Origin of the sequence: Selenomonas sp. oral taxon 136 (assembly GCF_001554015.1) — a bacterium.
GTDB classification, from domain to species: domain Bacteria; phylum Bacillota; class Negativicutes; order Selenomonadales; family Selenomonadaceae; genus Centipeda; species Centipeda felix.
Genome location: NZ_CP014239.1, coordinates 491,800 through 517,737 on the forward strand (window position 1 = coordinate 491,800; position 25,938 = coordinate 517,737).

At 58.0% G+C, this 25,938-nt stretch carries 25 protein-coding genes, 1 tRNA gene and 2 pseudogenes; 3 read left to right on the forward strand and 25 right to left on the reverse strand.

Features of this window, described 5'->3' with window-relative positions:
- Positions 1-48: 48 nt before the first annotated feature.
- The 3 genes and pseudogenes from AXE86_RS02230 to AXE86_RS13025 all read right to left on the reverse strand — a co-directional run.
- On the reverse strand, positions 49-1,314 hold the full coding sequence (locus AXE86_RS02230) for a DEAD/DEAH box helicase (RefSeq protein ID WP_061944201.1): 1,266 nt from the start codon (positions 1,312-1,314) through the stop codon (positions 49-51).
- Complete coding sequence (gene map / locus AXE86_RS02235; protein ID WP_061944203.1) at positions 1,311-2,183, reverse strand: type I methionyl aminopeptidase; 873 nt, start codon at positions 2,181-2,183, stop codon at positions 1,311-1,313. Before map ends, AXE86_RS02230 begins: the two co-directional genes overlap by 4 nt.
- 103 nt (positions 2,184-2,286) lie before the next feature.
- Positions 2,287-2,409, reverse strand: a pseudogene (locus AXE86_RS13025) (secretion protein HlyD); the annotation flags it as partial.
- 118 nt (positions 2,410-2,527) lie between these two features.
- Here AXE86_RS13025 and brnQ point away from each other — a divergent pair.
- Both brnQ and AXE86_RS02245 read left to right on the forward strand, forming a co-directional pair.
- Positions 2,528-3,850 carry a branched-chain amino acid transport system II carrier protein gene (brnQ, locus tag AXE86_RS02240; RefSeq protein ID WP_061944207.1) on the forward strand — a complete coding sequence of 441 codons (1,323 nt, stop codon included), beginning with the start codon at positions 2,528-2,530 and terminating at the stop codon, positions 3,848-3,850.
- A gap of 54 nt (positions 3,851-3,904) precedes the next feature.
- Positions 3,905-3,993, forward strand: a tRNA-Ser gene (locus AXE86_RS02245).
- Positions 3,994-4,086: 93 nt separating this feature from the next.
- Here the strand turns inward: AXE86_RS02245 and pyrR are convergent.
- The 22 genes from pyrR to ileS form a co-directional block, all read right to left on the reverse strand.
- Positions 4,087-4,635: a bifunctional pyr operon transcriptional regulator/uracil phosphoribosyltransferase PyrR gene (gene pyrR / locus AXE86_RS02250; protein ID WP_061944210.1), complete on the reverse strand. Its 549-nt coding sequence runs from the start codon at positions 4,633-4,635 to the stop codon at positions 4,087-4,089.
- A 4-nt stretch (positions 4,636-4,639) separates the two neighbouring features.
- Positions 4,640-5,542 (reverse strand): RluA family pseudouridine synthase, encoded by a 903-nt coding sequence (locus tag AXE86_RS02255; protein ID WP_061944213.1) that lies wholly within the window; start codon positions 5,540-5,542, stop codon positions 4,640-4,642.
- Positions 5,539-5,997, reverse strand: a complete 459-nt coding sequence (lspA, locus tag AXE86_RS02260; protein ID WP_050344240.1) for a signal peptidase II — start codon at positions 5,995-5,997, stop codon at positions 5,539-5,541. Before lspA ends, AXE86_RS02255 begins: the two co-directional genes overlap by 4 nt.
- 5 nt (positions 5,998-6,002) lie before the next feature.
- Complete coding sequence (locus AXE86_RS02265; protein ID WP_232294903.1) at positions 6,003-6,578, reverse strand: DivIVA domain-containing protein; 576 nt, start codon at positions 6,576-6,578, stop codon at positions 6,003-6,005.
- A 17-nt stretch (positions 6,579-6,595) separates the two neighbouring features.
- The gene (locus tag AXE86_RS02270; RefSeq protein ID WP_061944216.1) at positions 6,596-7,390 is read right to left on the reverse strand and encodes a YlmH family RNA-binding protein; all 795 of its coding nucleotides are present in this window, start codon (positions 7,388-7,390) and stop codon (positions 6,596-6,598) included.
- A gap of 34 nt (positions 7,391-7,424) precedes the next feature.
- Entirely contained in the window at positions 7,425-8,234 is an 810-nt protein-coding gene (gene proC, locus AXE86_RS02275; RefSeq protein ID WP_061944219.1) for a pyrroline-5-carboxylate reductase, read from the reverse strand.
- A gap of 6 nt (positions 8,235-8,240) precedes the next feature.
- Positions 8,241-8,741 carry a cell division protein SepF gene (locus tag AXE86_RS02280; protein WP_061944222.1) on the reverse strand — a complete coding sequence of 167 codons (501 nt, stop codon included), beginning with the start codon at positions 8,739-8,741 and terminating at the stop codon, positions 8,241-8,243.
- A 6-nt stretch (positions 8,742-8,747) separates the two neighbouring features.
- Entirely contained in the window at positions 8,748-9,467 is a 720-nt protein-coding gene (locus tag AXE86_RS02285) for a YggS family pyridoxal phosphate-dependent enzyme (RefSeq protein WP_009442881.1), read from the reverse strand.
- Positions 9,464-10,279 (reverse strand): peptidoglycan editing factor PgeF, encoded by an 816-nt coding sequence (gene pgeF / locus AXE86_RS02290; RefSeq protein WP_061944225.1) that lies wholly within the window; start codon positions 10,277-10,279, stop codon positions 9,464-9,466. The genes AXE86_RS02285 and pgeF overlap by 4 nt, the downstream gene beginning before the upstream one ends.
- Positions 10,276-12,024, reverse strand: coding sequence for a radical SAM protein (locus AXE86_RS02295; protein ID WP_061944228.1), 1,749 nt, complete (start codon positions 12,022-12,024; stop codon positions 10,276-10,278). The genes pgeF and AXE86_RS02295 overlap by 4 nt, the downstream gene beginning before the upstream one ends.
- Before the next feature lie 15 nt (positions 12,025-12,039).
- The gene (nrdR, locus tag AXE86_RS02300) at positions 12,040-12,504 is read right to left on the reverse strand and encodes a transcriptional regulator NrdR (RefSeq protein ID WP_009442884.1); all 465 of its coding nucleotides are present in this window, start codon (positions 12,502-12,504) and stop codon (positions 12,040-12,042) included.
- A gap of 27 nt (positions 12,505-12,531) precedes the next feature.
- Complete coding sequence (locus AXE86_RS02305) at positions 12,532-13,413, reverse strand: helix-turn-helix domain-containing protein (RefSeq protein ID WP_061944231.1); 882 nt, start codon at positions 13,411-13,413, stop codon at positions 12,532-12,534.
- A gap of 132 nt (positions 13,414-13,545) precedes the next feature.
- Positions 13,546-14,673, reverse strand: a complete 1,128-nt coding sequence (locus tag AXE86_RS02310) for a cysteine desulfurase family protein (protein WP_061944234.1) — start codon at positions 14,671-14,673, stop codon at positions 13,546-13,548.
- A complete protein-coding gene (locus tag AXE86_RS02315) occupies positions 14,673-15,116 on the reverse strand; it encodes an RrF2 family transcriptional regulator (RefSeq protein ID WP_050343091.1) in 444 nt (147 codons plus the stop codon). Before AXE86_RS02315 ends, AXE86_RS02310 begins: the two co-directional genes overlap by 1 nt.
- Positions 15,117-15,221: 105 nt before the next feature.
- Complete coding sequence (locus AXE86_RS02320) at positions 15,222-15,674, reverse strand: deoxyuridine 5'-triphosphate nucleotidohydrolase (protein ID WP_061944237.1); 453 nt, start codon at positions 15,672-15,674, stop codon at positions 15,222-15,224.
- 80 nt (positions 15,675-15,754) lie between these two features.
- The gene (hfq, locus tag AXE86_RS02325) at positions 15,755-15,988 is read right to left on the reverse strand and encodes an RNA chaperone Hfq (protein WP_009442889.1); all 234 of its coding nucleotides are present in this window, start codon (positions 15,986-15,988) and stop codon (positions 15,755-15,757) included.
- Complete coding sequence (gene miaA / locus AXE86_RS02330; RefSeq protein WP_061944240.1) at positions 15,957-16,943, reverse strand: tRNA (adenosine(37)-N6)-dimethylallyltransferase MiaA; 987 nt, start codon at positions 16,941-16,943, stop codon at positions 15,957-15,959. Before miaA ends, hfq begins: the two co-directional genes overlap by 32 nt.
- Positions 16,943-17,620 (reverse strand): metal-dependent hydrolase, encoded by a 678-nt coding sequence (locus AXE86_RS02335; RefSeq protein WP_050343085.1) that lies wholly within the window; start codon positions 17,618-17,620, stop codon positions 16,943-16,945. Before AXE86_RS02335 ends, miaA begins: the two co-directional genes overlap by 1 nt.
- Before the next feature lie 126 nt (positions 17,621-17,746).
- Positions 17,747-19,165 carry a decarboxylating NADP(+)-dependent phosphogluconate dehydrogenase gene (gnd, locus tag AXE86_RS02340; RefSeq protein WP_232294904.1) on the reverse strand — a complete coding sequence of 473 codons (1,419 nt, stop codon included), beginning with the start codon at positions 19,163-19,165 and terminating at the stop codon, positions 17,747-17,749.
- Between the two features lie 29 nt (positions 19,166-19,194).
- Complete coding sequence (locus tag AXE86_RS02345) at positions 19,195-20,529, reverse strand: MFS transporter (protein ID WP_061944244.1); 1,335 nt, start codon at positions 20,527-20,529, stop codon at positions 19,195-19,197.
- A 206-nt stretch (positions 20,530-20,735) separates the two neighbouring features.
- Positions 20,736-21,590: a MurR/RpiR family transcriptional regulator gene (locus AXE86_RS02350; RefSeq protein ID WP_061944247.1), complete on the reverse strand. Its 855-nt coding sequence runs from the start codon at positions 21,588-21,590 to the stop codon at positions 20,736-20,738.
- Positions 21,591-21,619: 29 nt separating this feature from the next.
- The gene (ileS, locus tag AXE86_RS02355; RefSeq protein ID WP_061944250.1) at positions 21,620-24,739 is read right to left on the reverse strand and encodes an isoleucine--tRNA ligase; all 3,120 of its coding nucleotides are present in this window, start codon (positions 24,737-24,739) and stop codon (positions 21,620-21,622) included.
- 156 nt (positions 24,740-24,895) lie between these two features.
- On the opposite strand from ileS, the pseudogene AXE86_RS02360 reads away from it, so the two are divergent.
- Positions 24,896-25,881, forward strand: a pseudogene (locus AXE86_RS02360) (phosphatase domain-containing putative toxin).
- Positions 25,882-25,938 lie beyond the last annotated feature (57 nt).

Below are 25,938 nucleotides of genomic sequence, written 5' to 3' on the forward strand. Positions count from 1 at the left end.
ACATCATCCACTCTCGCAATCCAAAAAGAAATGATTTTCTCTCGCCATTCACCGCTTCCTGCGGCTGCGATGTCCAAGATTTGTAACAGTCTTGCCGGACTTTTTGCTGCGCGGCCTGGGCTTTATTTTTTTCGGCGTTGTCCGCTTCCGCTCACCGCGCTGCACCCGCTGCTGCACCTCGGTCGTCTCCGTCGGACGCGGTTTCTTTTTCACTGCGTCACGACGCAGCCGCTCTTTGAGTGCAGCTTCCATCTTGCGCAGCTTCTCATGCTGGTGCGCCGCGACAAGTGTGATCGCCTTGCCCTGTGTCCCTGCGCGCCCCGTGCGGCCGATGCGGTGGATGTAGTCGGTCACCGTCGGCGGCAGGTCGTAGTTATAGACGTGGGTCACGCCCTCGATGTCGAGTCCGCGCGCCGCAATGTCCGTCGCGCAGAGGATCTGCAGTTTTGCACTGCGGAACTGGCGCAGGACGAAACTGCGCTGCGTCTGCGTGAGGTCGCCGCTGAGCGCATCGACGAGATAGCCACGCTGTGCGAGCTCCATCATGAGCGCACGGGTGCGCTCCTTCGTGGCGCAGAACACCATGGCAAGATACGGTGCCTCCTCGTTGATGGAGGCACAGAGGCGGTCGAGCTTGTCCCCTGCACTGACGGGTATGACGACCTGTTCGATGGCGGCGAGTGTCACGGTCTCGCCCGCGAGACGAATGTGCGCGGGGTTAGTCATGAACCGCTTGGTCAGGCGCACAATGCGCTCGGGCATCGTTGCCGAGAAGAGTGCGAGCTGATAGTCCTGTGCCGCAGCACCGAGCAGGGTCTCCACATCCTCGATGAAGCCCATCTTCAGCATCTCGTCCGCCTCGTCGAGGACGACCTTGTTCACACTGCCAAGCACAAGCGTTCCGCGCCGTACGTGATCGAGCAGACGTCCCGGCGTACCGATGACGAGCTGCGGACTGCGGCGCAGCTTTTCCTTCTGCCGCTCGATATCCGCCCCGCCATAGATCACGACGGTGCCAATACCAAGGGGCTGGGCAAGCGGTTCGGCGACGCGCTCGATCTGGATGGCGAGCTCACGCGTCGGTGCGATGACGAGTGCCTGTGCCGCCGCGCCCTGCGGCTTGATGCGCGCAAGGAGCGGCAGGAGATAGGCGAGCGTCTTGCCCGTCCCCGTCTGCGCCTGTGCGATCACGTCACGCCCCGCGCGCATGGGCGGGATCGCCTGCTCCTGCACGGGGGTCGGCTGCGTGATGCCCTGTTTTTGGAGGAGTGCGGTCAGCGTCTCCGAGATGCCGAGCTGATCGAAATGCGTCATGATGAAAGTACCTCTGCGCCTGTCTCTGTGATGAGAATGGTCTTTTCCCACTGCGCAGAGAGCGTCCCGTCCTTCGTCCGCACCGTCCATCCGTCCGTGCGGTCAACGGTGACATCGTAGTCGCCCGCATTGATCATCGGCTCGACCGTGAACACCATGCCCGGCACCATGAGCATCCCCGTGCCCGGCTCGCCCTCATGTGGGACGTACGGCTCCATGTGAAAGTCCTTGCCGACGCCATGACCGCCGAGTGCCGTGACGACCGAGTACCCGTTGGCATGCGCCCAGTCGCCGCACGCCGCACTCACGTCGCCGAGAAAATGCCACGGGCGCGCCGCCGCAATGCCGCGCTCCATGCACTCCTTCGTCACCTTGACGAGCCGCTCCGCTGCCGCCGCTACCTTGCCGATGAGATACATCCGCGAGGCATCCGCATAGTAGCCGTCAACGATGACGGTCGAGTCAACGTTGATGATGTCGCCCTCTTTGAGCACATCCTTGGTCGACGGAATTCCGTGGCAGACCACGTTGTTAATCGACGTGCAGATGCTCTTGGGGAAGCCCTCAAAACCGAGGCAGGCGGGAATGCCGCCGTGTGAGACAATGTACTCATGCGCCGCACGATCCAGCGTCTCCGTGTCAACGCCCGGTGCGACGAGCGTCCCCATGAGGTCGAGCACCGCATCGTTGATGACGGCGGCACGGCGGATGCCCATGATGTCCGCCTCGTTATTGATGATCTTGCGCGGCGGGCGCACCTGCCCCTTGATCACATCGTAGCGGATGGAGGCGATGCGCTCGTCAAAGTCCTCATGACATTTTTTATATTTCTTGCCGCTGCCGCACCAGCATAGGTCGTTTCGATTCATTCCTGTACTCCTTATCATCTTGGGGAATCTCAGCTATTTCTCTCCCTGCATTATAGCCCGCCCCATTGGTGGATGTAAAGGGACGATCGCCAATAGATTTCTTGGGAAGCACTGATAAATTCGGCACAGCCATCTTGACGTATCTTTTTCGCCCGCTTTTCGTTAGCAAATCCTCCACATAGCCCTCGCTATGCGTCCGGTTTGCTGCCTCAATCGGACAAAAAATCTACGCCAATCTGGCAGACCTCATTTTATCAGCGATTCCCTTGACAAATCCCTGCTTCCCCTGTATCATTAATTTGTTATAATTTTATGATTCTTTTGTGGATAGGAAAGCATCCAGTATGAAACAGCGGCTGTCGAAAAAGGAATATCTCTTTGTCGCATCTCTCCTTTTCGGTCTGGTCTTCGGTGCGGGCAATCTGATCTTTCCCGCGTCGATGGGACAGCGGGCGGGGATGGAGATGCTGCCCGCCCTTGTCGGGTTCTGTATCACAGGCGTGGGGCTGCCCCTGCTCGGCATTGCGGCGATCAGCATCACGGCGAGCGACAGTCTCTCCGCGATCGGGAACAGGGTGGGGCGGCGTTTTTCCCTGCTCTTTACCTGCGCGCTCTATCTCTGCATCGGGCCGCTCTTCGCCATCCCGCGCACGGCGACCGTCTCCTTTCAGGTTGGCGTTCTGCCATTTGTCGCCCCTCCCCTGCACGATGTTCTGCTCCTCGTCTTTACCGCGCTCTTTTTCGCCGTGGTGCTCTTTTTCTCCCTGCGCCCGTCGGGGATTCTGATCTGGATCGGCAAGGTGCTGAATCCGCTCTTTCTCTTTTTTCTCGCTGTCATGATCGTCGCTGCACTAAGAGAGCCAATGGCCAGCGTGTGGACGATGCCGGCCACAGGAGCGTACGCGGAGAATGCTTTTTTCACAGGGCTGCTCGAGGGCTATAATACGATGGATGTGCTCGCTGCTCTCGCCTATGGCAGCATCCTCGTCGACTCCATCCGTCGCCTTGGCCTCTCCTCGCCTGCTGATCTCTCCTACAGCACGATCATCTCGGGCAGTCTCAGCACGCTGCTCATGGCGCTCATCTATCTCGCGCTCACCTACGTCGGTGCACAGAGCCGCGCCGTCTACGGCATCGATGCCAACGGCGGCGATGTGCTCGCCCATATTGCAGCGCATTACTTTGGCGCGTACGGCGGCATTCTGCTTGGCATCACGATCACCTGTGCATGTCTCAAGACTGCCATCGGACTCATCACAGCGTGTGCGTCCACGTTTGCCGCGCTCTTTCCGCGCAGCTTTTCCTATGCAAAATACACGGTGATCTTCGCCGCGTTCTCATTCGCCATATCGAATGTCGGCCTCAGCCGCATCATCGCCTATTCCCTCCCCGTGCTCTACTTTCTTTATCCCGTCGCCATCGTCCTCATCGCTCTCTGTCTTATCGAGGGGCTGATCGGCTACCGCCGCCCACTCTATGTGTGGAGCATTGTCGGCACGAGTGCGGCCGCCTTCTTCGACTTTCTCCGTGCACTGCCGCCCGCTCTGTGTGCGGCAGGAGAGGCGCTTCCCCTCGCGTCCCTCGGGATGGGGTGGGTTGTGCCCGCGCTGATTGGTTTTTGTGTCGGTGCGCTCATCTGTGCATGGCAAAAAACGCGCAGCTATTGACGCGGCGACGCCTTTTTGATAGAATGCAAAAGTATTGTATTCCATACAGTGTATGGAGAGGTGTCCGAGTGGTTTAAGGAGCCGGTCTTGAAAACCGGTGATGCGGCAACGCACCGTGGGTTCGAATCCCACCCTCTCCGCCATAATGAAATGGTAAAGGGTTGTTATTACGAGGTCTCTGTCTTCGTAATAACAACCCTTTTTTGTCAAATGGGAAGGCGGTCTATCCGCCGCGTTCAGACGCGCTCGCGTATGACGACCCTTTCCTCCGTATCGGTGTCGTGAAGCTGCACCGATACGTCCTCGGCAGATGCCGTCGGTACGTTCTTGCCAACATAGTCGGCGCGGATCGGGAGCTCGCGATGTCCGCGGTCGATGAGGACGGCGAGCTGGATCATGCGCGGCCGCCCAAGGTCGAGCAGGGCGTTCATCGCCGCCCGTATCGTGCGCCCTGTGTAGAGCACATCATCGACGAGGATGACGGTCTTGTCCGTGATGTCAAGGGGAATCTCCGTCGTGTGCACGATGGGCTGATAGGCGAGCTCGTTGAGGTCGTCGCGATAGAGCGTGATGTCGAGCACGCCGCGCGGCAGTTCCCGGCCCTCGATCTGCGCGATCTCTGCGCCGAGCCGCGCCGCAATCGGTACGCCGCGCTTGCGGATGCCGACGAGCACCAGATGCTCTGTCCCATGATTTTTCTCTACAATCTCGTGCGCGATGCGCATGAGGGCGCGGCGGATGCCGTCCTTATCCATCAGCACGGCCTTTTCTCTAAACTCAGTCATGCGATCAGCTCCTTCGGAGTGTGTGCAGTATCTCATCCATGTCCGCCGGCAGGGGCGCGGTGAACGTCATTTCTGCCTGCGTACGCGGATGTGTCAGCGTGAGTGTCAGCGAGTGTAGTGCCTGCCCCGCAATGGCAAAGGGGTTCTTCTTCGCCGTATACTTCGTATCGCCGACCAGCGGATGTCCGATGCTCGTCATGTGAACGCGAATCTGATGTGTCCGCCCCGTCTCCAAACGACAGGCGACAAAGGTGTAGTCACCGAACCGCTCAAGCACCTCAAAATGGGTCGTCGCGGGCTTGCCGTTCTCACGGACAATCGCCATTTTCTTGCGATCCGTCGGATGCCGTCCGATGTCCCCCGTAATGACACCCGCGCGCTCGACGATGTTCCCGTATACGATGGCGCGGTACTCACGCCGTGCCTCCTTGTCCCGAATCTGGCGGGCGAGGAAATGATGTGCCATGTCGTTTTTCGCGGCAACCATCACGCCCGAGGTATCCTTATCGAGGCGATGAACGATGCCGGGGCGCAGGTCTCCGTTGATCCCCGAGAGATCGCTGCAGTGATGGAGCAGTGCGTTGACGAGCGTCCCCGTATATACGCCCGCGGCAGGGTGCACGACCATGCCGCGCGGCTTGTTGATGACGATAATGTCCGCATCCTCATAGAGGACATCCAGCGGGATGTTCTCTGCACGGATCTCAACCGCCTCTGCAGGCGGGATGGTACACGCTACGCTCTCGCCGCCACTCAGCTTAAAATTCGCCTTGCGCCGCTCTCCGTCCACCGTTACGTGTCCCTCTGCGACGAGGCGCTGTGCGTAGCTGCGCGAGAGGGTCGGCAGCTGCCGCACGAGGAATACATCCAGCCGTTCCCCTGCCTGATCGGAAATAAATGTGCTCACGGAAGAAACTCCTTCTTCTGCACGAAGAGCGCCCAGAGAACGCAGATCGTTCCCACCACGATGGCGATGTCCGCGATATTAAATACCGGCCATACGCGGAAATCGATGAAGTCGATGACGTGTGCGAGGCGAATCCGATCCGCCATGTTGCTGAGCGCTCCTGCCGCAAAGGCGACGCTACCGTAGTGAATGAGTGCGCTGCCGCGCGCGAGACGCGGATAGAGAAAGAGGAATACGAGGAAGAACAGCGCGGCGGTGAGCAAAAAGAGCCACTGCTGACGCTCAAAGATCCCGAACGCAGCCCCCGCGTTCAGCACGTAGGTCAGATGGAGGTATGACGGAATGACGGGGATGCTCTCCCCCGGCAGCATGGTCGAGGCTACGTACGCTTTCACCGCTTGATCCAAAATTACTGTCCCGCCAAAGAGCAGTGCGGCCTTTCCGCACCCGATCATCGTCTTCAATCGTCCTCCCGTTCCTTCACGGCATCGTCCTTCGGTTTTATCGGCGGTGCAGGAGGTGCGGACGGTACCTTCTTCTCATGTACCATATCCGGCATCTCTGCAATGGCATCCTCGATGAGGGCCAGCTCTGCCTGCACATTGGATTTCATGCGACGCAGGAACTGATGCTTTTCGCGGACGAGCCGCTCGTACTCCGCCACGATGGCACGCACCTTGTCCGCAGCCTCGTCCAGCTGTGCCTTTGCCTGCAGTGTCGCCTCGCGGCGCATGTTCTGCGCCTCTTTCGCCGTCGTCTCAAGCAGGCGGTCGGCGCCCTGCTTGGCGCTCGTGCTCATCTCCTCCGCCGTTTTCTGCGCGACGACGAGCGTCTCGCGCATGCTCTGCTCGATGCGGCGGAACTCTCCGTTCGCCGAGCGTTCGCGCTCCAGCTCGCCCCGCAGGCGCTCATTTTCATCCAGTACCGCCGTGTACGCCTTCATGATCTCATTGAGAAAATCGTTGACCTCGTTCTCGTTAAATCCGCGAAAACTCCGACCAAACTCCTTGGCATGAATATCCATCGGTGTCAGCATCGCGCTCCCGCCTTTCTTCAAAAGAATCGATGCAGTACAACAACCGTGCGGCCCTTCTTCGTCTGACCGCGCACCTCAGTCACCTCGACGCGGCCGCGCCCACGCATGGAGAGGACATCTCCCTCCTTGACCGTCTTGGAGGCACTCGCCGCACTCTGCCAGTTATGCTTCACCTTATCGGCGGTGATATCGTCCGCCGCACGGCTGCGCGAGATGCCAAACCCTGCCGCGACGATGGAGTCGAGCCGCAGCGACGCCACCGTCGCGCGGATCTCCTTCGTCCGCTCCTCGCGCGGTGCGATCTCCGTCAGCTCCGCAGGCACGGTCTTCACGCCGACCGCGCCGATCATCGTCAGGTTCTCAAGCAGAAACGGGGCGATCTTGGCATCACAGAGGATTTTCGCCGCATCGGAGGCAGGCAGGATGTCGCCGATCATCTCGCGCTCAATCCCCAGTCCCATCACTGCGCCGAGGACATCACGATGCGTGAGCCGGGCAAACTGCCCGTTCCACGTGGCCTCTACGCAGGCGATACCGAAATCCTCCGTCCGCCCCGCAAAGTCCCGATGGCGCAGCATCGCACGCGCACGCTCCGCCCCCTGATAGCCGCCGTCAAAGTCCAGCTGCAGATCATCATAGCTCGCGCGGATCGTCTCGGCGATCTCCTGCCCGTAAGGGTCGAGAAAGGGACTGATGCGAAATTTACGCGTCTTGACGACGGTCTCTGCGAGGTCGAGCAGGCGCACTGCCGTCTCCTCCCCTTCGCTGCCGCGATAAAAGCGGAGAATCCGCTCCTTCTGTTCTGATGCCATAGTCCCCTCCTTTGGGAAATCGTCCTGCGAACTGTTACTGTTTGCCGAGTTCTTTCGACCGCTCCGCCGCGGCAAGAACCGCCTCGATGAGCGCGGAGCGCACGCCGGCGCGCTCCATTACGCGCAGCCCCGCCGCTGTCGTCCCTGCAGGGCTGGTCACGGCAGCGCGCAGTGCGGCGGGCGCAGTCCCATCGAGCACCATCTGTGCCGCGCCAAGCAGCGTCTGTGCAGCAAGCAAAGACGCCGTCTCGTGGCGCAGCCCGGCCGCAACGCCGCCGTCGGTCAACGCCTCGATCATGAGGACCGCATAGGCGGGACCACTGCCCGAGAGTCCCGTCACCGCATCGAGGTCATGCTCCTTTACCTCGACGACGCGTCCCGCCGTGCCGAGCACGACATTCACAGCCTCGCGTGCGGACGCATCTGCATCGTCGCTGCACGCATAAGCGGACATCCCCGCGCCGACGGCCAGCGGGGTGTTCGGCATCGCGCGGACAATCGGATGCCCCGGATATTCTGCCGCAATCTGCGCCATCGTCAGCCCGGCCACAATGGAGATCACGAGCGCATCGCTGCGCAGCAGCGGCGCCGTCTCCCGCATTGCCGCGCGCGCAGCAGAGGGCTTTACCGCCAGAACAAGAACGTCAATACGGGGCAGAAAATCATCTGCCCCGACCTGTGCATTTACGTGATACTGCTCATGCAGTGTGCAGCACCGTGCTGCCTTGTGATCTGATACATAGATCTGCGGCGATGGCACGTCCCTCTCCGCCGTCATGCCCGCGATCATCGCCTCTGCCATTGCGCCGCCACCGATGATGCCGATCTTCCATGCGCCTTTCATGTGCGCCTACCGATCCATGAAGGGCATATTGTCCCCCAGTCGGTGTTCATCCTCGGAGTAGCTGACGTTGACGTTGCTCGGCGCACAGAGGATGACATTGTTGCTGATCTTCTTGATGTCGCCGTTGAGTGCGTACGTCGTTCCGCTGATGAAGTCGATGATGCGGTTCGCGACGCTCTTTTCCGTCTTTTCAAAATTCAGTACGACGGGTTTTTTCTTCTGGAGATTGACCGCCACCTGCTGCGCATCGTCGAACGACTGCGGCTCGATCACCACGACGTTCATGCGGTAGGTCGCGACGACATTGTCGATCGGCGTAGCCCCTGGCGCTACGCCTGCCGGCGGGGTAAAATCGGGAAAGCCCGAGAGATTTGCCCCTGTCTCAACGCGCTGCCGTCCCGTGCGCGAGCCGATCTCGGTCACGGGCGCAGGCTTTTTTTCTTCCCGCTCTTCGAGCTCCTCATCCTCCTCGGACGAGATGCCGAACAAATTCTTGAAAATCTTCACAATCCCTCACACTCCTAGGGTATAATTGCGTGCACCAAAAATCGCCGTGCCGACACGCACGAGATTCGCACCCTCCTCGACGGCAATGCGATAGTCGTGTGTCATGCCCATCGAAAGGTAGCGGATGTCTGCCTTGTGCGGCTCTGCCGCCTTGATCGTGCCGTACAGCTCGTACATCGCACGAAAGAGCGGACGGCACTGCTCTACATCCTCATAATTCGGCGCAATACACATAAAACCCTGCAAGCGAACCGAATCCATTCCATCAATTGCCGCGAGGAGCTCGTCGAGATCCTCACGGTAGACGCCGGACTTGCTCTCCTCACGCGCCAGATTAACCTGCACAAGGATATTCTGCACCTTGCCGAACTTCTCCGCCGCGCGGTTCACCGCCTGTGCAAGATGCACGGAATCAACCGAATGAATGAGGTCGAACTGGCGCACGGCGTATTTCGCCTTATTGGTCTGCAGGTGCCCAATCAGATGCCATTTTACCTCGCGCTCAAGCGTCTCCGCTTTGTCCAGCGCCTCTTGGATGCGGTTCTCTCCGATGTTCATGATGCCCGCATCAATGGCCTCCTGCATCGCCGCGACGGGATGGTTTTTCGTCACGGCAATCAGCTCCACAGGCGCGTCCTTCGAGACGTGCGTCCGCCGCGCCCGCGCGGCCATGATCTCGGCACGTACCTTTTGAATCTGCTCCCCGATCATCGTTCCTTCACTCATTTCAACTCCATTACTGCCGCCAGACGTCCCGTCCTGCCGCCTGCGGCACGATAGGAGTAAAACCATGTATGATCGCACGACGTGCATGTCTGTGCGCTGTCGATCTGCCGCGGTGGGACGCCCGTTTCCTCCAGTGCAAGGCGGTTCGCCGCCCATAGGTCCAGATGGTATTTCCCATCCCGCTCCGCGACGATCCGCTCCGCATCATGCGAAAATGCGCGGCGGAACTGCGCGGCGACCTCCTCACCGACCGCATAACAGTCGGCGCAGATGGAGGGCCCGATCCCCGCAATGACATCCGTGGGTCTTGTCCCGAACTCCTCCGCCATACGCGCGAGCGTCTTTGCCCCGATCCGCTCCACCGTCCCACGCCAGCCGGCGTGAACGACCGCGATGGCATGATGCACAGGATCGTAGAGGAGGACGGGCACGCAGTCCGCATAGCAGAGGAGGAGCGTGACATCGTTGTCATTCGTGATCAGTGCATCCGCATCGGCGATACAGTCCGCATAGTCCCGCGCACCGCGGCCCGCATCGCGGCGAAAAACGCGTACGATCTCCGTCCCATGCACCTGTCGCGGCGTGCAGATCCGCTCTGCCGAGAGCCCCAGCGCCGCGCAGTACCGCCTGCGGTTCTCCCACACAGCCGCGGGATCATCCTCCACGTGCAGTGCCATGTTCAGCGTATCATACGGGGGAGCACTGACGCCGCCCTGCCGTGCCGAGAACCCATGCACGAGTGCATCGCCCGGAAAGAGATCGAGCCGCCCGCTCCACAGATTGTTGCCGAGATGCCGCAGTACAAAGCTCATACCGTCATCCTTTCCGCAGGCTTACAGACGCCGCACCGCAGACAGCCGTCGAAACAGATCGGTGTCGGCAGGAGCGCCTTTGCCCGCTCATATTCCTGCCACAGATAGTGTTTGGAAAAGCCCATGTCGAGATGATCCCAAGGCAGATATGTCTTTTCCGTCCACGCAGGAGCCAGATAGTCCTCCGCGGAGAGGCCCTCCGCACGCATCTCTGTCGCTAGATCCTTTGCCCCGCGCCCCATCGCCGCACGCATGAGAGGTGCGCCAAGGCGGCGGTCACCGCGCGCGAGAATGGACTGGACACGCGCCTCCTTCGGCGACTCAAAGTGCACGACGATCTTTTTGTGTCGGCTGAGGGCCTGCGTCAGCCGCTTCATCACCGCATCCATGCGCTTTTTCTCCGCTGCCGCCATCCACTGAAACGGCGTAAACGGCTTGGGAACGAAGGGATTCACGCTGAGTGTCAGTGTGCCGCGGCAGCCCTTCTCGTCCATGTAGGAACGCAGGCGCTGCGTGAGGTCGATGATCGCGTCGATGTCCTCATCCATCTCGAAGGGCAGGCCAACCATAATATATAGCTTAAAATTCAGGATATGCGCTGCCGCGCCGAGATCAACTGATGTGAAGAGATGATGTTCCTCGATGCCCTTGTTGATGACCGCGCGCATCCGCGCACTTCCCGCCTCTGGGGCGATGGTTAGTGTCTTCAGGCCGCTCGCCGCGAGCGACTCCACGAGCTCCTTCGTCACGGAGTCCGCACGGAAGGACGCGACCGACATCGAGAGCCCCTCCCCGAGGATGGAGCGGCAGAGGGCATCGATCTCGGGGTAGTCCGAGATCGCCGCGCCCATGAGTCCAATCTTTTTGCCGTAGGCGAGTGCGTCGCGCACCTCACCCTCGATGACGGAGAGAGAGCGGTTGCGTGGCCGGCGGAAGCAGTACCCCGCCATGCAGAAGCGACAGTGACGCCCACACCCGCGCGCCGTCTCGATGAGGTAAAAGCTGAACTCCGTATCGTCCGTAATGACAACCGTATGGGCGGGATGCGCGTCGAGATCCTCCACCCACTGCCGCGCCACATGGGACGGCGCCCCCACGCGTGGCAGGAGTGCCGTCAGATGCCCCTCCGCATCGTATGTGGGCGTATAGAGTGCCGGGACATAGACCCCGGGGACATGGGAAAGCCGCTGCAGGAGTGCCGTGCGGTCGTCGCCCGCACGCAGCCCTGCATGATAAGCGTCCATCATCGCCGGAAGGATCGCCTCTCCCTCACCGATGACAAAGGCATCGATCAGCGCGGCGAGCGGCTCAGGGTTGAACGTGGCACACGGCCCCCCCGCGATCACGAGGGGGTCATGTGCCGTGCGGTCCGCGGCAAGCGCCGTGATGTGACTGCGTGCGAGCATCTCCGCAACATGAAAATAATCCATCTCAAACGAAATGGCAAAGCCGACGATGGCGAAATCCGCGAGCGGGGTCTGCGTCTCCACGCTCATCATCGGCGTATTCGTGCGCACATAGCGCGGCATCTCATCGTGATCGGGCAGAAAGACGCGCTCACACGCCGTGTCACTGCGCTCATTCAGCAGCGCATAGACAATGTGCAGCCCGAGGTTCGACATGCCGACAAAGTAAGTATTGGGATAGACGAGAGCAAATCGCGTGCGCGCGCCCGCAGGATAGCGATAATATCCGCGCTCCTGCGCCAGACGTGCCCGCAGGCGTTCCCGCAGCCGATGATCCAATCCCCACTCTACCTTTCATTCTTTCTCACGATGTGCACGCAGCGTCTCCAGCTCCTCGATAAAATTCGTAATATCATCGAACTTCCGATAGACCGAGGCGAAGCGGATGTAAGCGACCTCGTCAAAGTCCTTCAAATGCTCCATGACGATCTCACCGACCTTCTCGGAGGGCACCTCGGGCTCCGTGCGGTTGCGGATCTCATGCTCGATCTCCGCGACGAAATTTGTGATCTGCTCCATCGAGATGTCGCGCTTATCACAGGAGCGTATGATCCCCGTCAGCAACTTGTCGCGGCTGAACGGCTCACGGCGGCCATCACGCTTGACGACCATGAGCGGCAGGCGCTCCACCACCTCGTACGTCGTAAACCGTCGCCCGCACTTTCCGCACTCGCGGCGGCGGCGGATGGTCATCCCCTCCTCTGCCGCACGGGAATCAATGACACGGCTGTCCGGCTCTTTGCAAAAAGGGCATCGCATTGCCCTCACCCTCTCTCACGCATCACGTTACTGACTGCGGCTCTGTGTACGCTTCGCCGTGCTCTTTTTCGGCTGCTCGCCGTCCGCATCACCGCTGGGGGCAGCGGCATCCTCCAGTGACTTCGTCGTCCGCGTAAAGGTGCGCTCAACGACAGCGCCCTCATCGCCGAACGTGCCGAGCTTCTTCCCGTTCACTGTCACCTCAAGTGCTCCGGCGTTGCCCGCACGCAGAACGATGGACTCCTTGCCCTGCCAGTTCTCGGTCTTGCCCTCTTCGAGCAGCCCCTCAAAGACGGTCTTTCCGTCAACCGTCACCTCCGTCCAGCAGCGTTCGGTGAGGTGCACGCTCACGCGCACATCCTTCGCCGGCGAGGCCGCACGCGCCTCATCCACGGCGTTCGCCTCTGCTGCCGGCGTCTGCGTCGGCTGGCTCTCCGCACGCGCAGGTGCCGCAGGTGCGGTCGTCTCGCGCGCAGGAGAATTGATGAACGAGACGAGTGCCGCACCGCCGCCGACCAGTGCAGTGAGCACCACGATACCAGCAACCAGCTTGCCGAGCACTCCCGCAGAGGAAGATTTCCTGCCGCCGATGGAGATCTCAGAGAGCGACGCATCACCGATGTTGTTGAGTGAGATGCGCCGCGGCTTCTCCTCTGTGGTCGGTGCCGCCGGAGCGGCTGCCGTGCCGTTCTCCGCTGCGAACTGCTGCACCAGTTCCTCTGCATCCAGATGCAGGAAGCCCGCATAATTGCGGACGAATCCCTTGGCATAGACCATGCCGGGCAGATTGTCGATATTGCTCTGCTCGATGCTTTCGATGTAGAGAGCACGGATGCTTGTCCCTTTTTCTATATCTGCAATTGTCAGTCCCTGCTTGACACGAGCGCTGCGCAGGATGTCTCCGACCATGAAGTTCCCTCCTGATCTATACCAATCTAGAATATCACGTCTGCAATATCACGCAATGAACCCGTGATTTCCAAAACATTTCTTTTGATTATACACAAAGTGCACGGCAAAGACAAATTTTTTCAGGCTTTTCTACTCTTTTGCGATAGCACGAACCGTATCGGCGAACGCCGTCACATCGTCCTCACGCGTAAAGCGTCCGAGGCTCACACGGATCGCCGTGCGCGCCTCCTCCGACGGGCAGCCCATCGCACACAGGACGTGGGATGGGTGCGCTGCCCCCGCACTGCACGCACTGCCGCCCGATACGGCAAAGCCCGCGAGATCCAGACGGATGAGCAGCGTATCCTGTGGGATGTCCCGTATGCCAAAGCTCAGGATGCCCGCCAGCCGCTCCTCTCTGTGCCCGTAAAATCGAATGCCGTCGATATCCGAAAGTGCGGTGCGCAGCGACTCAGCCGCAGCGCGCAGGCGCACATCCTCTGCGCCCATCTCCGCACAGGCAATCGCCGCCGCACAGCCGCAGCCGACGATCCCCGCCACATTCTCCGTGCCCGCGCGCATATCGCGTTCCTGTGCGCCGCCATATAGAAGCGGAGCCATCCGCAATGTGCGGCGCACGTAGAGCACGCCGACACCCTTCGGACCGCAGAATTTATGCGCCGAAAGCGAGAGCGCATCGACGTACAGTTCCTCCACATCGAGTGGAATATGTCCCGCCGCCTGCACGGCATCCGTATGAAACGGAATCCCGCGCGCCCGAAGGAGTGCGCCGATTTCCGCAATCGGCTGAATCGTACCGACCTCGTTGTTCGCCGTCATGATCGTGACCAACGCCGTATCCTCACGCAGGGCCGCCGCCACATCGGACGGAGCAACGCGCCCCGTGGCATCGACGGGCACCTCCGTCAGTGCATACCCGTGTGCCGCCAGATCGCGGCAGGTCTCGCGCACGGCGGGATGCTCAACGGCGGAGGTCACGATATGCCGACAGCCTGCCTTTCGCCGCTCCTCCGCAATGCCGCGCAGTGCCCAGTTATCGCTCTCCGTCCCGCCGCTGGTAAAGAACACCTCTGATGGAGACGCGCCAATGAGCGCCGCCACCTCCTCCCGCGCGCGCATGACACCGCGCCGCGCCGCCTGTCCAAAGCAGTGCAGGCTCGAAGGATTCCCGCACACCTCCGTCAGATACGGCTGCATCGCCATGAGGACACGCGCATCGAGCGGCGTCGTGGCGGCATAGTCGAGGTAGACCGGCATCACTGATTGCACCCCGCACGGCGATGTCCGCGCTGTACGAGATCGGAGAGGGCAATGTTGTTCAGCACACTGTTGATGCTGTCACAGACCTCCTCCCAGATCTGCCGCGTCACGCAGTTCCCGGCGCGCTCACAGCTCTGATCGTGCGCCTCCGCATCCGTCAGCAGGCAGTCCACGAGAGCGATCGGGCCCTCCACGGCCGTGATGATCCGCCCGATCGTAATCTTCTCAGGTGGGAGCGCGAGCGTATAGCCCCCCTGAGCCCCGCGCACACTCTCAACCAGTCCTGCGCGACGCAGCGGCACCATCAGCTGCTCCAAATAGTGCTCGGAGATCCCCTGTGTCGCTGCAATCGCATGCAGCGGAACGACGCCCTTGCCGTAGCGCAGGGCGAGCTCATAGAGCGCCGTGACACTGTAACGCCCCTTCGTTGAAAGTTTCATAAAGATCTCCTGTGTGGGCAAATCCTACCGTTTACCCTAAAATCATACTGATATCATTATAAATGAGTTTCTTTTTCCTGTCAAAATGCAGACGTACGGATGCTGCTATGCGCCCGTCGAGCCGAAGCCGCCGCTGCGCGCCCGACCGCATCCCGCCATATCGCCGTCCGCCGTCAGATAACGCGTAAAGATGCCCTGCGCGATCCGCTCGCCCGCCGCAATCGACACGGGCTCTCGTCCGTAATTGTATAGGGGGATGATAATATGCCCCTCGTTGTCCGCATTTCCATAGTAGTCTGCATCGATCACGGCGACACCGTTCATCAGCATGAGCTGACGCTTCACCGCCATGCTTGAACGAATGTAGAGCAGCAGAACCTCATCCGCCTGCATATACGCCTTGACGCCCATCGGCACCATGGCAAAGCCCTGCGGGACGATCTCCACTGCAGCCGCCGCTGCAAGATCATAGCCCGCACTCGCCCCCGTCTTGCGCTCGGGGAGCAGCACGCCCGCCCCTACGTACGCCGAGACGATCTCAAATCCTCGCTGCTTCATCGCTTCTCCTCCATCAGGGAACAGATAAAAAGGAAAAAGCCGCTGCACCGCAGGCGGTACAGCAGCGTTATTCGGCGTGATTACGACGCATCGTCGCCCGTCCGCACCGGCTGTGCCGGCGTGATGGTCGAGACCGCATGCTTATAAATCATCTGCTGCTTTCCCATCGCATCCACCATGAGGACGAAATTATCAAATCCACGCACCGTTCCTTTGATCTGAAAGCCGTTCACGAGATGAATCGTCACGGGAATCCCGTCCTTGCGCACCTGATTGAGGAAGTTATCCTGCAGATTGATGATCTTGGCCGTCATCCTTTGCCTCTCCTTTTGCTCGCCATTCCTTTATATCCATTAAAACGCGCTCCAACAGCTCCGGCTCCGTCCACGCATCCGCATCGTACCAGTGGATGTAGGGCATCCCCCGATACCACGTCAGCTGCCGCTTTGCAAAATGCCGCGTTACCGTCTGCACGGCCGTGATGGCCTCCGCGCGCGTGATCTCTCCCGCAAGATACGCCGCCGTCTCCTTATAGCCGATGCCTTTCATCGCCGGAGCATCGCGGCGCACACCGCTGTCCAAAAGATGCTGCACCTCTTCGCAGAGCCCTGCGGCAAACATCGCCTCAACGCGCTCATTGATGCGCGCATAGAGATGTGACCTCTCCCGCATGAGCCCGATCACATGGGCATCATAGGGCATTGTCCCGTGCTCCATCGCGCGCGCACGCGAGATGCTCTCATCACCGTAGCGCGTGACCTCGAGCGCGCGGATCACGCGGCGCAGATTATTCGCGTGGATCCGCTCTGCCGCAGCGGGGTCACGACGCGCGAGGAAGTGATGTACGCGGGCATTTCCGCGGCGTGCGGCAATCCCCGCCATGGCATGACGGAAGCACGTATGCTCCTGCGTCACATTGAAGTCATATCCCTCGACGAGTGCCTTGACATAGAGCCCCGTCCCGCCGACGACGAACGGCAGGCGTCCTGCCGCATCAAAGTCACGTGCGAGCTCCGACACGCGCGCGACAAACTCCGTCACAGAGAACGGCGCATCGGCATCGAGCACATCGACGAGATGATGCGGCACACGGGCGCACTCCTCCGGACTTGGCTTCGCACTGCCGATGTCAAAGCCGCGATAGACGAGCATCGAGTCCCCCGAGATGATCTCCGTGCCGAGCCGCTCCGCGAGCTGCAGCGAGAGCGCCGTCTTACCCACTGCCGTAGGGCCGAGGAGAACGAGCAGAGGCGTCTTCTGCGCCTGCATCAAAGCTCCATCGTATCTCCGGGCGCCATGATATGCACTCTGGCCCGCGTCATGGCTTCCGTCACGTCCTTGTAGTGCCGTGCCTCCTGTTTGATGATCGGCCACGTATTGTAGTGCACGGGGATCACGTGCCCCGCGTTGACCCACTGCGCCGCCATCGCCGCATCCTCAAGTCCCATCGTATAGTTATCGCCGATGGGCAGGACGGCATAGTCGATGCTGTCCTTGCGTCCAATGAGCTGCATATCGCTGAACAGCGCCGTATCGCCCGCATAGTAGAGTGTCCGGCCGCCGATATACACGACAAACCCGCAGGCGATCCCGCCCGCCACGCCCGCGCTGTGCTGGGCGAACGTCATACGCACCTTGCCAAACGGCAGATTGAGCGAGCCGCCGATATTCATCGGGCAGGATGCAATCTCCGCCAGTGACTGACTCTCACAGACACTGATGACCTCCGGCGTCGAGACGATCTTCGCCCCGGTACGCGCTGCGATCGACGGCGCATCACCCAGATGATCCCCGTGCGCATGAGAAACGAGAATATAGTCACACGCCACATCGTCCGCCTTAACGCTCGCGACGGGATTCCCTGTCAAAAAGGGGTCAACGAGCACCTTATGCGTCCCATCATCCAGCAAAAATGCCGCATGTCCGTAGTAACTGAATTTTACCAATGCGATCACTCCCCTCAATAACACAGTAATTCTTTCTTATTATACGTCCCGCCCCCATATTGTCAATAGAAAAGCCGTCCAACGCAGCATCTGCGTCGGACAGCTTTGAGAAAGGAAACAGAAGCACTATTCCTTATAATGCTTTTGCCACTCATGATGGAAATCACCGCTCCTATCAATGCGGCGATAGGTGTGTGCACCAAAGTAGTCACGCTGCGCCTGAATGAGGTTCGCACCACCGCAGGGACTGCGATAGGCATCCAGATATTGCAGAGCGTTTGCCATCGCCGGAATGGGAATACCACGCTCTGCCGCCAGTGCGACAACACGACGCAAGCTGCTTTGATTAGCATTGATTTTATCCATAAAGAACTCATCAAAAATAAGATTGTCTAATTGCGGATTTCTACGATACGCCTCCGCAATTTTAGTCAGGAATGCCGCCTGAATAATGCAGCCTGCGCGGAAAATGGAAGCAATACGTCCATAATCCAGTGTCCAGTGGTAGATCTCTCTCGCCGACCGGTATAGGGCAAACCCCTGTGCATACGCAATGATCTTAGCTGTATAAAGACTTTGTCGTACCATTTCAACCAAATCTGCCGGCACTTTAGACGTGCCATTTGGAGCAGAAAATTTCTTTGATGCCTCAGCACGGGATACTTGAAGATTTGACATAACGCGTGCATTACATGCTGCTGTGATCATCGACACATTAACACCCTGCTCAAGTGCTGCGATACTCGTCCAACGCCCAGTCCCCTTCTGCCCTGCGCTGTCCAATATCTTATCGATAATCTGCCCGCTGCCCTCATCGCTTTCCTTAAAGATATCTGCCGTAATGCCGATGAGAAAACTTTTTAATTCGCCCTGATTCCATACATGATAAACCTCAGCCATGTCATCATTACTGAGACCCCCGACGTATTTTAAAATCAGATAGCTTTCGGCGATGAGCTGCATATCCGCATACTCGATGCCGTTATGCACCATCTTGACATAGTGCCCCGCGCCATCCTCACCAATGTAGGTACAGCAAGGTGAACCGTCTTCAGCTCGTGCTGCCACAGACTCAAAGATGGGTCTCAGGTTCTCGTAGGCATCTTTTTCACCGCCCGGCATAATACATGGGCCATTGCGAGCACCATCAGCTCCGCCTGAGATACCCGTCCCAAAATAGTGGATTTTATGCTGTTTCGCATAATCACACCGGCGAATGGTATCTTTAAAGAAGGAATTTCCACCATCAATGATGATATCCCCATGCTCCAACATGGGAATAAGCTGGTCAACCACAGCATCGACCGGTGCCCCCGCCATAATGAGCAGCATGATACGACGCGGACGTTTGAGGGACTGAACAAACTCGCTCAAATCATAATAACCAGTCATATTTTCATGCGGATGTTCTCTCAGTACTTGCTCCGTAAGATCGGGAGTATAATTATAGCATGCAACCCGAAATCCATGGTCTGCCATATTGAGCGCCATATTGCTTCCCATAACGGCCATCCCGACCATACCTATATCATTGAACGCCAACATAAACACCTCCCCCAGCCAACATGAATTTCTTACACTTCAGGCACACTGGTTTTTCCATAGATTTTTTGAACGCCGCGATGCGAGAGGAAGCAAAATGTCATGCAGAGCAACGCACCAACCATGATGAGGTAGAACCCGCTGTCCCATCCAAAATGGTCAACCACATAGCCAAATAACGTTGTTCCCATAGAACTTCCGACCAAATAGCTCATCAAACCTCTGAGGCCCACTGCCGACCCCAGTGCAAAGCTTGGAATAACTTCCATTGCCTGAACGGCAACCATGGACTGGGGAATATAAATCAAGCATCCTGTGATCGTAGCAAAAATCGTAATTGCGAACACAGAGTCAGACTGCATATAACCAAACACGCAGAGAAATACGACAATCAGGCAGACGAAGGGGAGCATCATGACGCGTCCCTTGAAGAATTTGTCCACCAAATAGCCTGCAACAAGCGTCGATGGTATCGCAGCCCATTCAAACAGCATAAACGACACACCCATCTCCTGCCGCGTAAGTCCCTTGACGGTGAGCAAATAGAGGGGAATCCACGTAATCATGCCAAACCGAACCATGTAGGTGAAGATGTCAATGCCGACCAAATACCATGAATTCTCATTTTTGAATACGTATTGATAGAAAATCTTCCACGCAGACATATCTTTTGGACGGTCATCGGATTTTTTTAGTACCTTCTCCGTAACGGACTCTTCATGAGAGATCTCATCGACCGTTGGAAGACCTTCCTCTACAGGACGGCGCTTCACCAGGAGTAATACGAGAACAACACAGATCAAGGCGACAATACAGGGAACAATGTAAGCAGCAATACGCCAATGTTCTGTTCCAAGGAACGCCATTGCAGCTCCGACAATCGGCGCAACAAGACCGCCGCCAATGTTGTGAGACACGTTCCACGAAGTGCTCGCACGCCCTCTCTCTGATCGAGAAAACCAGTGCCCTACTGTGATAATTGAAGGGCCTACCCCCATCCCCTGACACAGACCAAGCAAAACAACCAAGCCCACAAAGAGATAGAAGCTCGTGCTGAACCCCATGGCTATATTGATCAGGATGCAAAGAATCAGCCCCGTTGCCATAAAATAACGCGGGTTGGATTTATCCGCAAGAACGCTCATAAATCCTTTGCTCAGTCCATACGTGATCAACATACAGCTGCTCAGCAGACCGATCTCCGTGGCACTAAGATTCATTTCCTCCTTCAAATACGGCGTCGAGAAAATAAAATTGTTTCGCACGATATAGTACGCCATATAGCCGATAAATACACCTAACAGCGACTGCATTTTGAAGCGATTGAACTTTTTGACCGTTTCTTGGTCATACGTTTTTGTCTGCATAGTGCTCCTCCTAAAAACTACAGCAAATTACGACATATATCCCCCTTCCATTATTTTGTATTCTTTATGAACGTCTATAAAGATGATATTATTATATCAATATCCGCTTTTTATTGCAAGTATATTGTCATTTATTCCATAATTAATGATAATATTATATCAAAAAACTACCTTTGAGAATCATCTCAAAGGTAGTTTTTCCTATATCAAATTCTTTTCTCTGCGATCACCTTGCGCATCTTGCGGATATTCTCCCGATAGACTGTTGGATTCGCCATAGCCACTCCCATATACAGGAGATCGACAATCGCCATGTGAATCAATCGTGAGGCCACGGACTCCGACTGATACCGTATCTCGCGTCCCATTCCGTGCAGTGTAATATCGGCGCGTTTTGCAAGTGCCGAATGAACATAGCTGGTAATGCCAATGATCTTTGCCCCGCTGGTCTTAGCAACGTCAACGCACTGCAGCAATTCTGCCGTAGTCCCGGTATGAGAAACCGCGATGACAACGTCATATCCAGTAAGAAGAGCCGCTGATGTTATCTGCTGATGTGAGTCGGAATACGCCTGGACAGGAATACCAAATCGCAAAAAACGTGTCTCAATGTCATGGCAAACCGTCGCTGAGTTCCCAAACCCATATACCGCAACACGCTGTGCCTGACAGATGAGCTGAACCGCACGATTCACATCTTCATAGTCCAGCAATTTTAACGTATCCTGCAGTCCTTCTGAAATGCTGCGAAACATCTTCTGTGCAATTGTCGCATAGGAATCACCGGATCGAACATCTTGATAGACGACCTCATCCGAAGAGTAAACGGCAGATGCCAGCGCAATTTTCAAGCCCTGCAGTCCACTGAACCCAAGTTTCTTGCAGAATCTGGAAATCGTAATTTCTGCGCTTTTTGTATGCGCAGCTAAATCTGAAACCGTCTGTTCAAGAACATCCCGTGCATGTGCATCAACATAGTCAGCAATACGTCGCTCCGACTTCGTCAATGATCGATAGGAATTACGCAATAAGGGGAGAGTCAACGCACGATTTTGCGCCATCGTAGGATTCTCCATTCTGCTGTCCATATTTACTGTATCGAAATGGTCAGCTTCTCGCCGTTGATGTTCCACTCCTTGCTCGTGCCCATCGGCGCATCACAGGAGAGGCTGTCGGCAAGGGTGATCTCGCGGATGAACACCTCGTTCCTGCGCGCGATTTCGACGAGGCGCGGGTTGCCCGAGAGGTCGAGCGCAATGTGATCCGTCACCTCAAGGCCGCATTCCTTGCGCATCGTCTGCACCTTGCTGATGATCTCGCGGACAAAGCCCTCCTCGATCAGCGCCTCGGTGAGCGTAGTCGACAGAGCGACCGTCACGCCGCCATAACTCTGGCAGTTATACCCATCGCGCTGGGAGACCGTCACCTCAACATCCTCTGCCGTCACCGTGATATCGCCGTCGGGCAGATGAAGCGTATAGCTTCCATCCCCGGCGAGAGCATCCTTGACGGCTGCACCGTCGCTCGCCTCAAGTGCCTTTTTGACCGCGCCCATCTGCTTTCCGACCTTCGGCCCGAGGACGTGGAAATTCGGCTTGACGTGATAGGCGAGGAAGTCCGACATATCGTCGCGGAAGATGACCTCCTTGATGTTCAGCTCATCCTCGATGATCTTCACGAAGAAGTCCGGCAGTTCATGCGCCGCCTTGACATACATCTGCCCCACCGGCTGGCGGTTCTTGATGTTTGCTGCGTTGCGTGCCGCACGGCCGAGCGTTACGACCTCAAGCACGACCTCCATATTGTCCTCAAGCGCGGGATCAATCCACGCCTCGTTGGCCGTCGGGAAGTCCGCGAGGTGCACCGAGATCGGCGCATTCTTATCCACGGAACAGACGAGATTGCGGTAGATGCTCTCCGTGATGAACGGTACCATCGGCGCCGCCGCCTTCACCGTCGTCACGAGTGCTGTATAGAGCGTCAGATAGGCGTTCACCTTATCCTGCTCCATGCCCTTCGCCCAGAAGCGGCTGCGGCAGCGGCGGACATACCAGTTCGACAGCTCTTCGACGAAGGACTGCAGTGCCTTGGCCGCCTCTGTGACGCGGTAATGAGCAAGACAATCGTCCACCGTGCGCACCATCGTGTTCAGGCGCGAGAGCACCCAGCGATCCATCACCGAAAGCTGGTCATAGTCCAGCGTGTACTTGGTCGGATCGAATTCGTCGATATTCGCATAGAGCACGTAGAACGCGTAGGTGTTCCACAGCGTCCCCATGAACTTGCGCGCGCCCTCCTGCACGGCATCGTCGTGGAAGCGGTTCGGCAGCCACGGTGCGCTGTTTTCGTAGAAGTACCAGCGGATCGCGTCCGCGCCGTGCCGTCCGAGTGCATCCATCGGGTCAACGGCGTTGCCCTTGGACTTGCTCATCTTCTGCCCGTCCTTGTCCTGCACATGGCCGAGCACAATGACATTCCGATAAGGGCTCTTATTAAAGAGCAGCGTGCTGATGGCGATCAGCGAGTAGAACCAGCCGCGTGTCTGATCGACGGCCTCGGAAATGAAGTCCGCCGGGAAGTATTTCTCAAAGATTTCCTTGTTTTCAAACGGATAGTGCCACTGAGCAAACGGCATCGATCCCGAGTCAAACCAGCAGTCAATGACCTCAGGCACACGGTGCATCGTCTCTCCGCACTCCGGGCACGGGAACGTGATCGCGTCGATGTACGGGCGATGCAGCTCGATGTCCGCCGGGCAGTTTGGCTGCAGCTCGCGCAGCTCTGCAATCGAGCCAACCGCATGTTCATGCCCGCAGGAGCATTTCCATATATTGAGCGGCGTCCCCCAGTAGCGGTTGCGGCTGATGCCCCAATCCTGCACGTGCTCGATCCAGTTCCCGAAACGCCCCTCGCCGATGGACGGCGGGATCCAGTTGACCGTCTTGTTGTTCGCGACGAGCTCATCGCGCACGGCCGTCATACGGATGAACCACGAGGCGCGCGCGTAGTAGATGAGCGGCGTGTCGCAGCGCCAGCAGTGCGGATAGCTGTGCGTGAACTCCGGCGCCTTGAAGAGCTTGCCGCTCTTTTCGAGGTCGTCGAGAATCAGCGGATCCGCATCCTTCACGAAGACGCCCGGCCAATCCGTCTCCTCGGTCATCTCGCCCTTTTCGTTGACGAACTGGACGAACGGCATATTATACTTGCGGCAGACGCGGTTATCGTCCTCGCCGAATGCCGGCGCCGTGTGGACGATGCCCGTGCCGTCCTCCGTCGTAACGTAGTCGTCGCAGATCACGAAGAATGCCTTGTCGCGCACATCCTGCGTTGCAAAGGGATAGAGCGGCTCGTATTTGCGGTATTCGAGCTCGCTGCCCTTCATCTTGGCGAGCTCCTCACGCTCACCCCACGAGCCGTCAAACACGCTGTCCACGAGTGCCTCGGCGAGGTAGTAGACCTTGCCGTAGACACGCAGTTTGACGTAGGTTACATTCGGGTTCACGCAAAGGCCGAGGTTCGACGGAAGCGTCCACGGTGTCGTCGTCCATGCGAGGAAGTAGGCATCCTCGTCCGCCGCCTTGAACTTCACGATGGCGGAGCGTTCGGTGACATCCTTGTAGCCCTGCGCCACCTCGTGCGAGGAGAGCGGCGTGCCGCAGCGCGGGCAGTACGGGACAATCTTATGCCCCTGATAGAGCAGCCCCTTCTTCCAGATCTCCTTCAGTGCCCACCACTCGGATTCGATGAAGTCGTTCTCATACGTGATGTAGGGATGCTCCATATCCGCCCAGAAGCCGACAACATCGGAGAACTGCTCCCACATGCTCTTGTACTTCCAGACGGACTCACGGCATTTCTTGATGAACGGCTCGATGCCGTACTCCTCGATCTGCTCCTTGCCGTTGATGCCGATCGCCTTCTCGACCTCCAGCTCGACGGGAAGCCCATGCGTGTCCCAGCCGGCCTTGCGGAGCACCTTGCGCCCCTTCATCGACTGATAGCGCGGCAGCATATCCTTGATGACACGCGTCAAAACGTGTCCGATATGCGGACGGCCGTTCGCCGTCGGCGGGCCGTCGTAAAACGTGAACGTATCGCAGCCCTCACGCTGGTCAACGGCACGCTGTGCAATATGATTCTCGCGCCAAAAATCCGCAACGGCTTTCTCGCGCGCGGCAAAATCCAGATTTGTATCTACTTTTTCGTACAAAGGAATCCCTCCCGCAGCATACATAGTCATGCTATTCTAGCACGGGAACGGCGATTTTTCAAGGAACCGGCCGCACCTGCACAAGATTTCCCTTGCACCTTTATGTAAAGAGTGCTATAACCTACAGTGAATAATATAGGAAGCGAAGGGGATCTCATGCACACATTCAAACATTTACTCGCTGCCCTGCTGTTATGCACGCTCTGCATTATCCCGTACACGGTCTCTGCTGCCGATGCGAATGCAGACTACCGCGGATATGTCTGGCGCATCGACGCGGCGGCGGGGGATGCGACGGATCTGCCGCACAATTTCCGCACGGCGGCATCACCGTTCCAAACGCGGAAAGACGCAGCAAAGTTCGGCGTTGACCCGAACTACACGCCCTCGCGTGAGGGACTGGACGCCCTGCCGCTCTCAGGGAGTGCGGAGTTCTCCGCCCCTGCCTTTCACGCGCTGCTGAACAACCTGCACGCGCGCACAGGGGGCGCGATCTGCATCGTTGATCTGCGGCAGGAGTCGCACGGCTTCATGAACGGAAATGCCGTCAGTTGGTACGGCAAGCACGACTGGGGCAATATTGGCAGGACGCAGCACGAGGCGCTGCGTGACGAAAGCACGCGCATCCGCAGCGCACAGGGCAAGGACGTTGTGCTCGCGCATCTCGATAAGAAAAAGCAGCCCAAGAATCCGCAGACCGTTCGCGTCACGGAGGCGATGACGGAGCGCGAGCTGGTCGAGCGCGCGGGCGTGCGCTACGTTCGTCTCGCCGTCACCGATCACAAGTGGGCGGAGCCGCAGACCATCGACGCTTTTGTCGATCTCGTGAGGAAAATGCCTGCGGATACATGGATGCACTTTCACTGTCAGGCAGGCAAGGGACGCACAACCAGCTTTATGGCGATGTACGATATGATGAAAAATCCCTCCGTCCCGCTGAAGGATATCCTCTATCGTCAGTACCTGCTCGGGGGGCATACCTCGCCTACGACCCGACTGCGCAGCACGCAGCGACGGGATGGGAGGATGCAGACTACCATCACAAGACAGAGATGATCGCAAAGTTCTACGACTACGTTCAGCAGAATCACGGGAACGGCTATGCCGTACCGTGGAGTACATGGCTGAAGAAGAATCCATAAGGAAGAATAAGAACGCCCGCGCATTGTATTCGATGCGCGGGCGTTCTTATTCTTTTC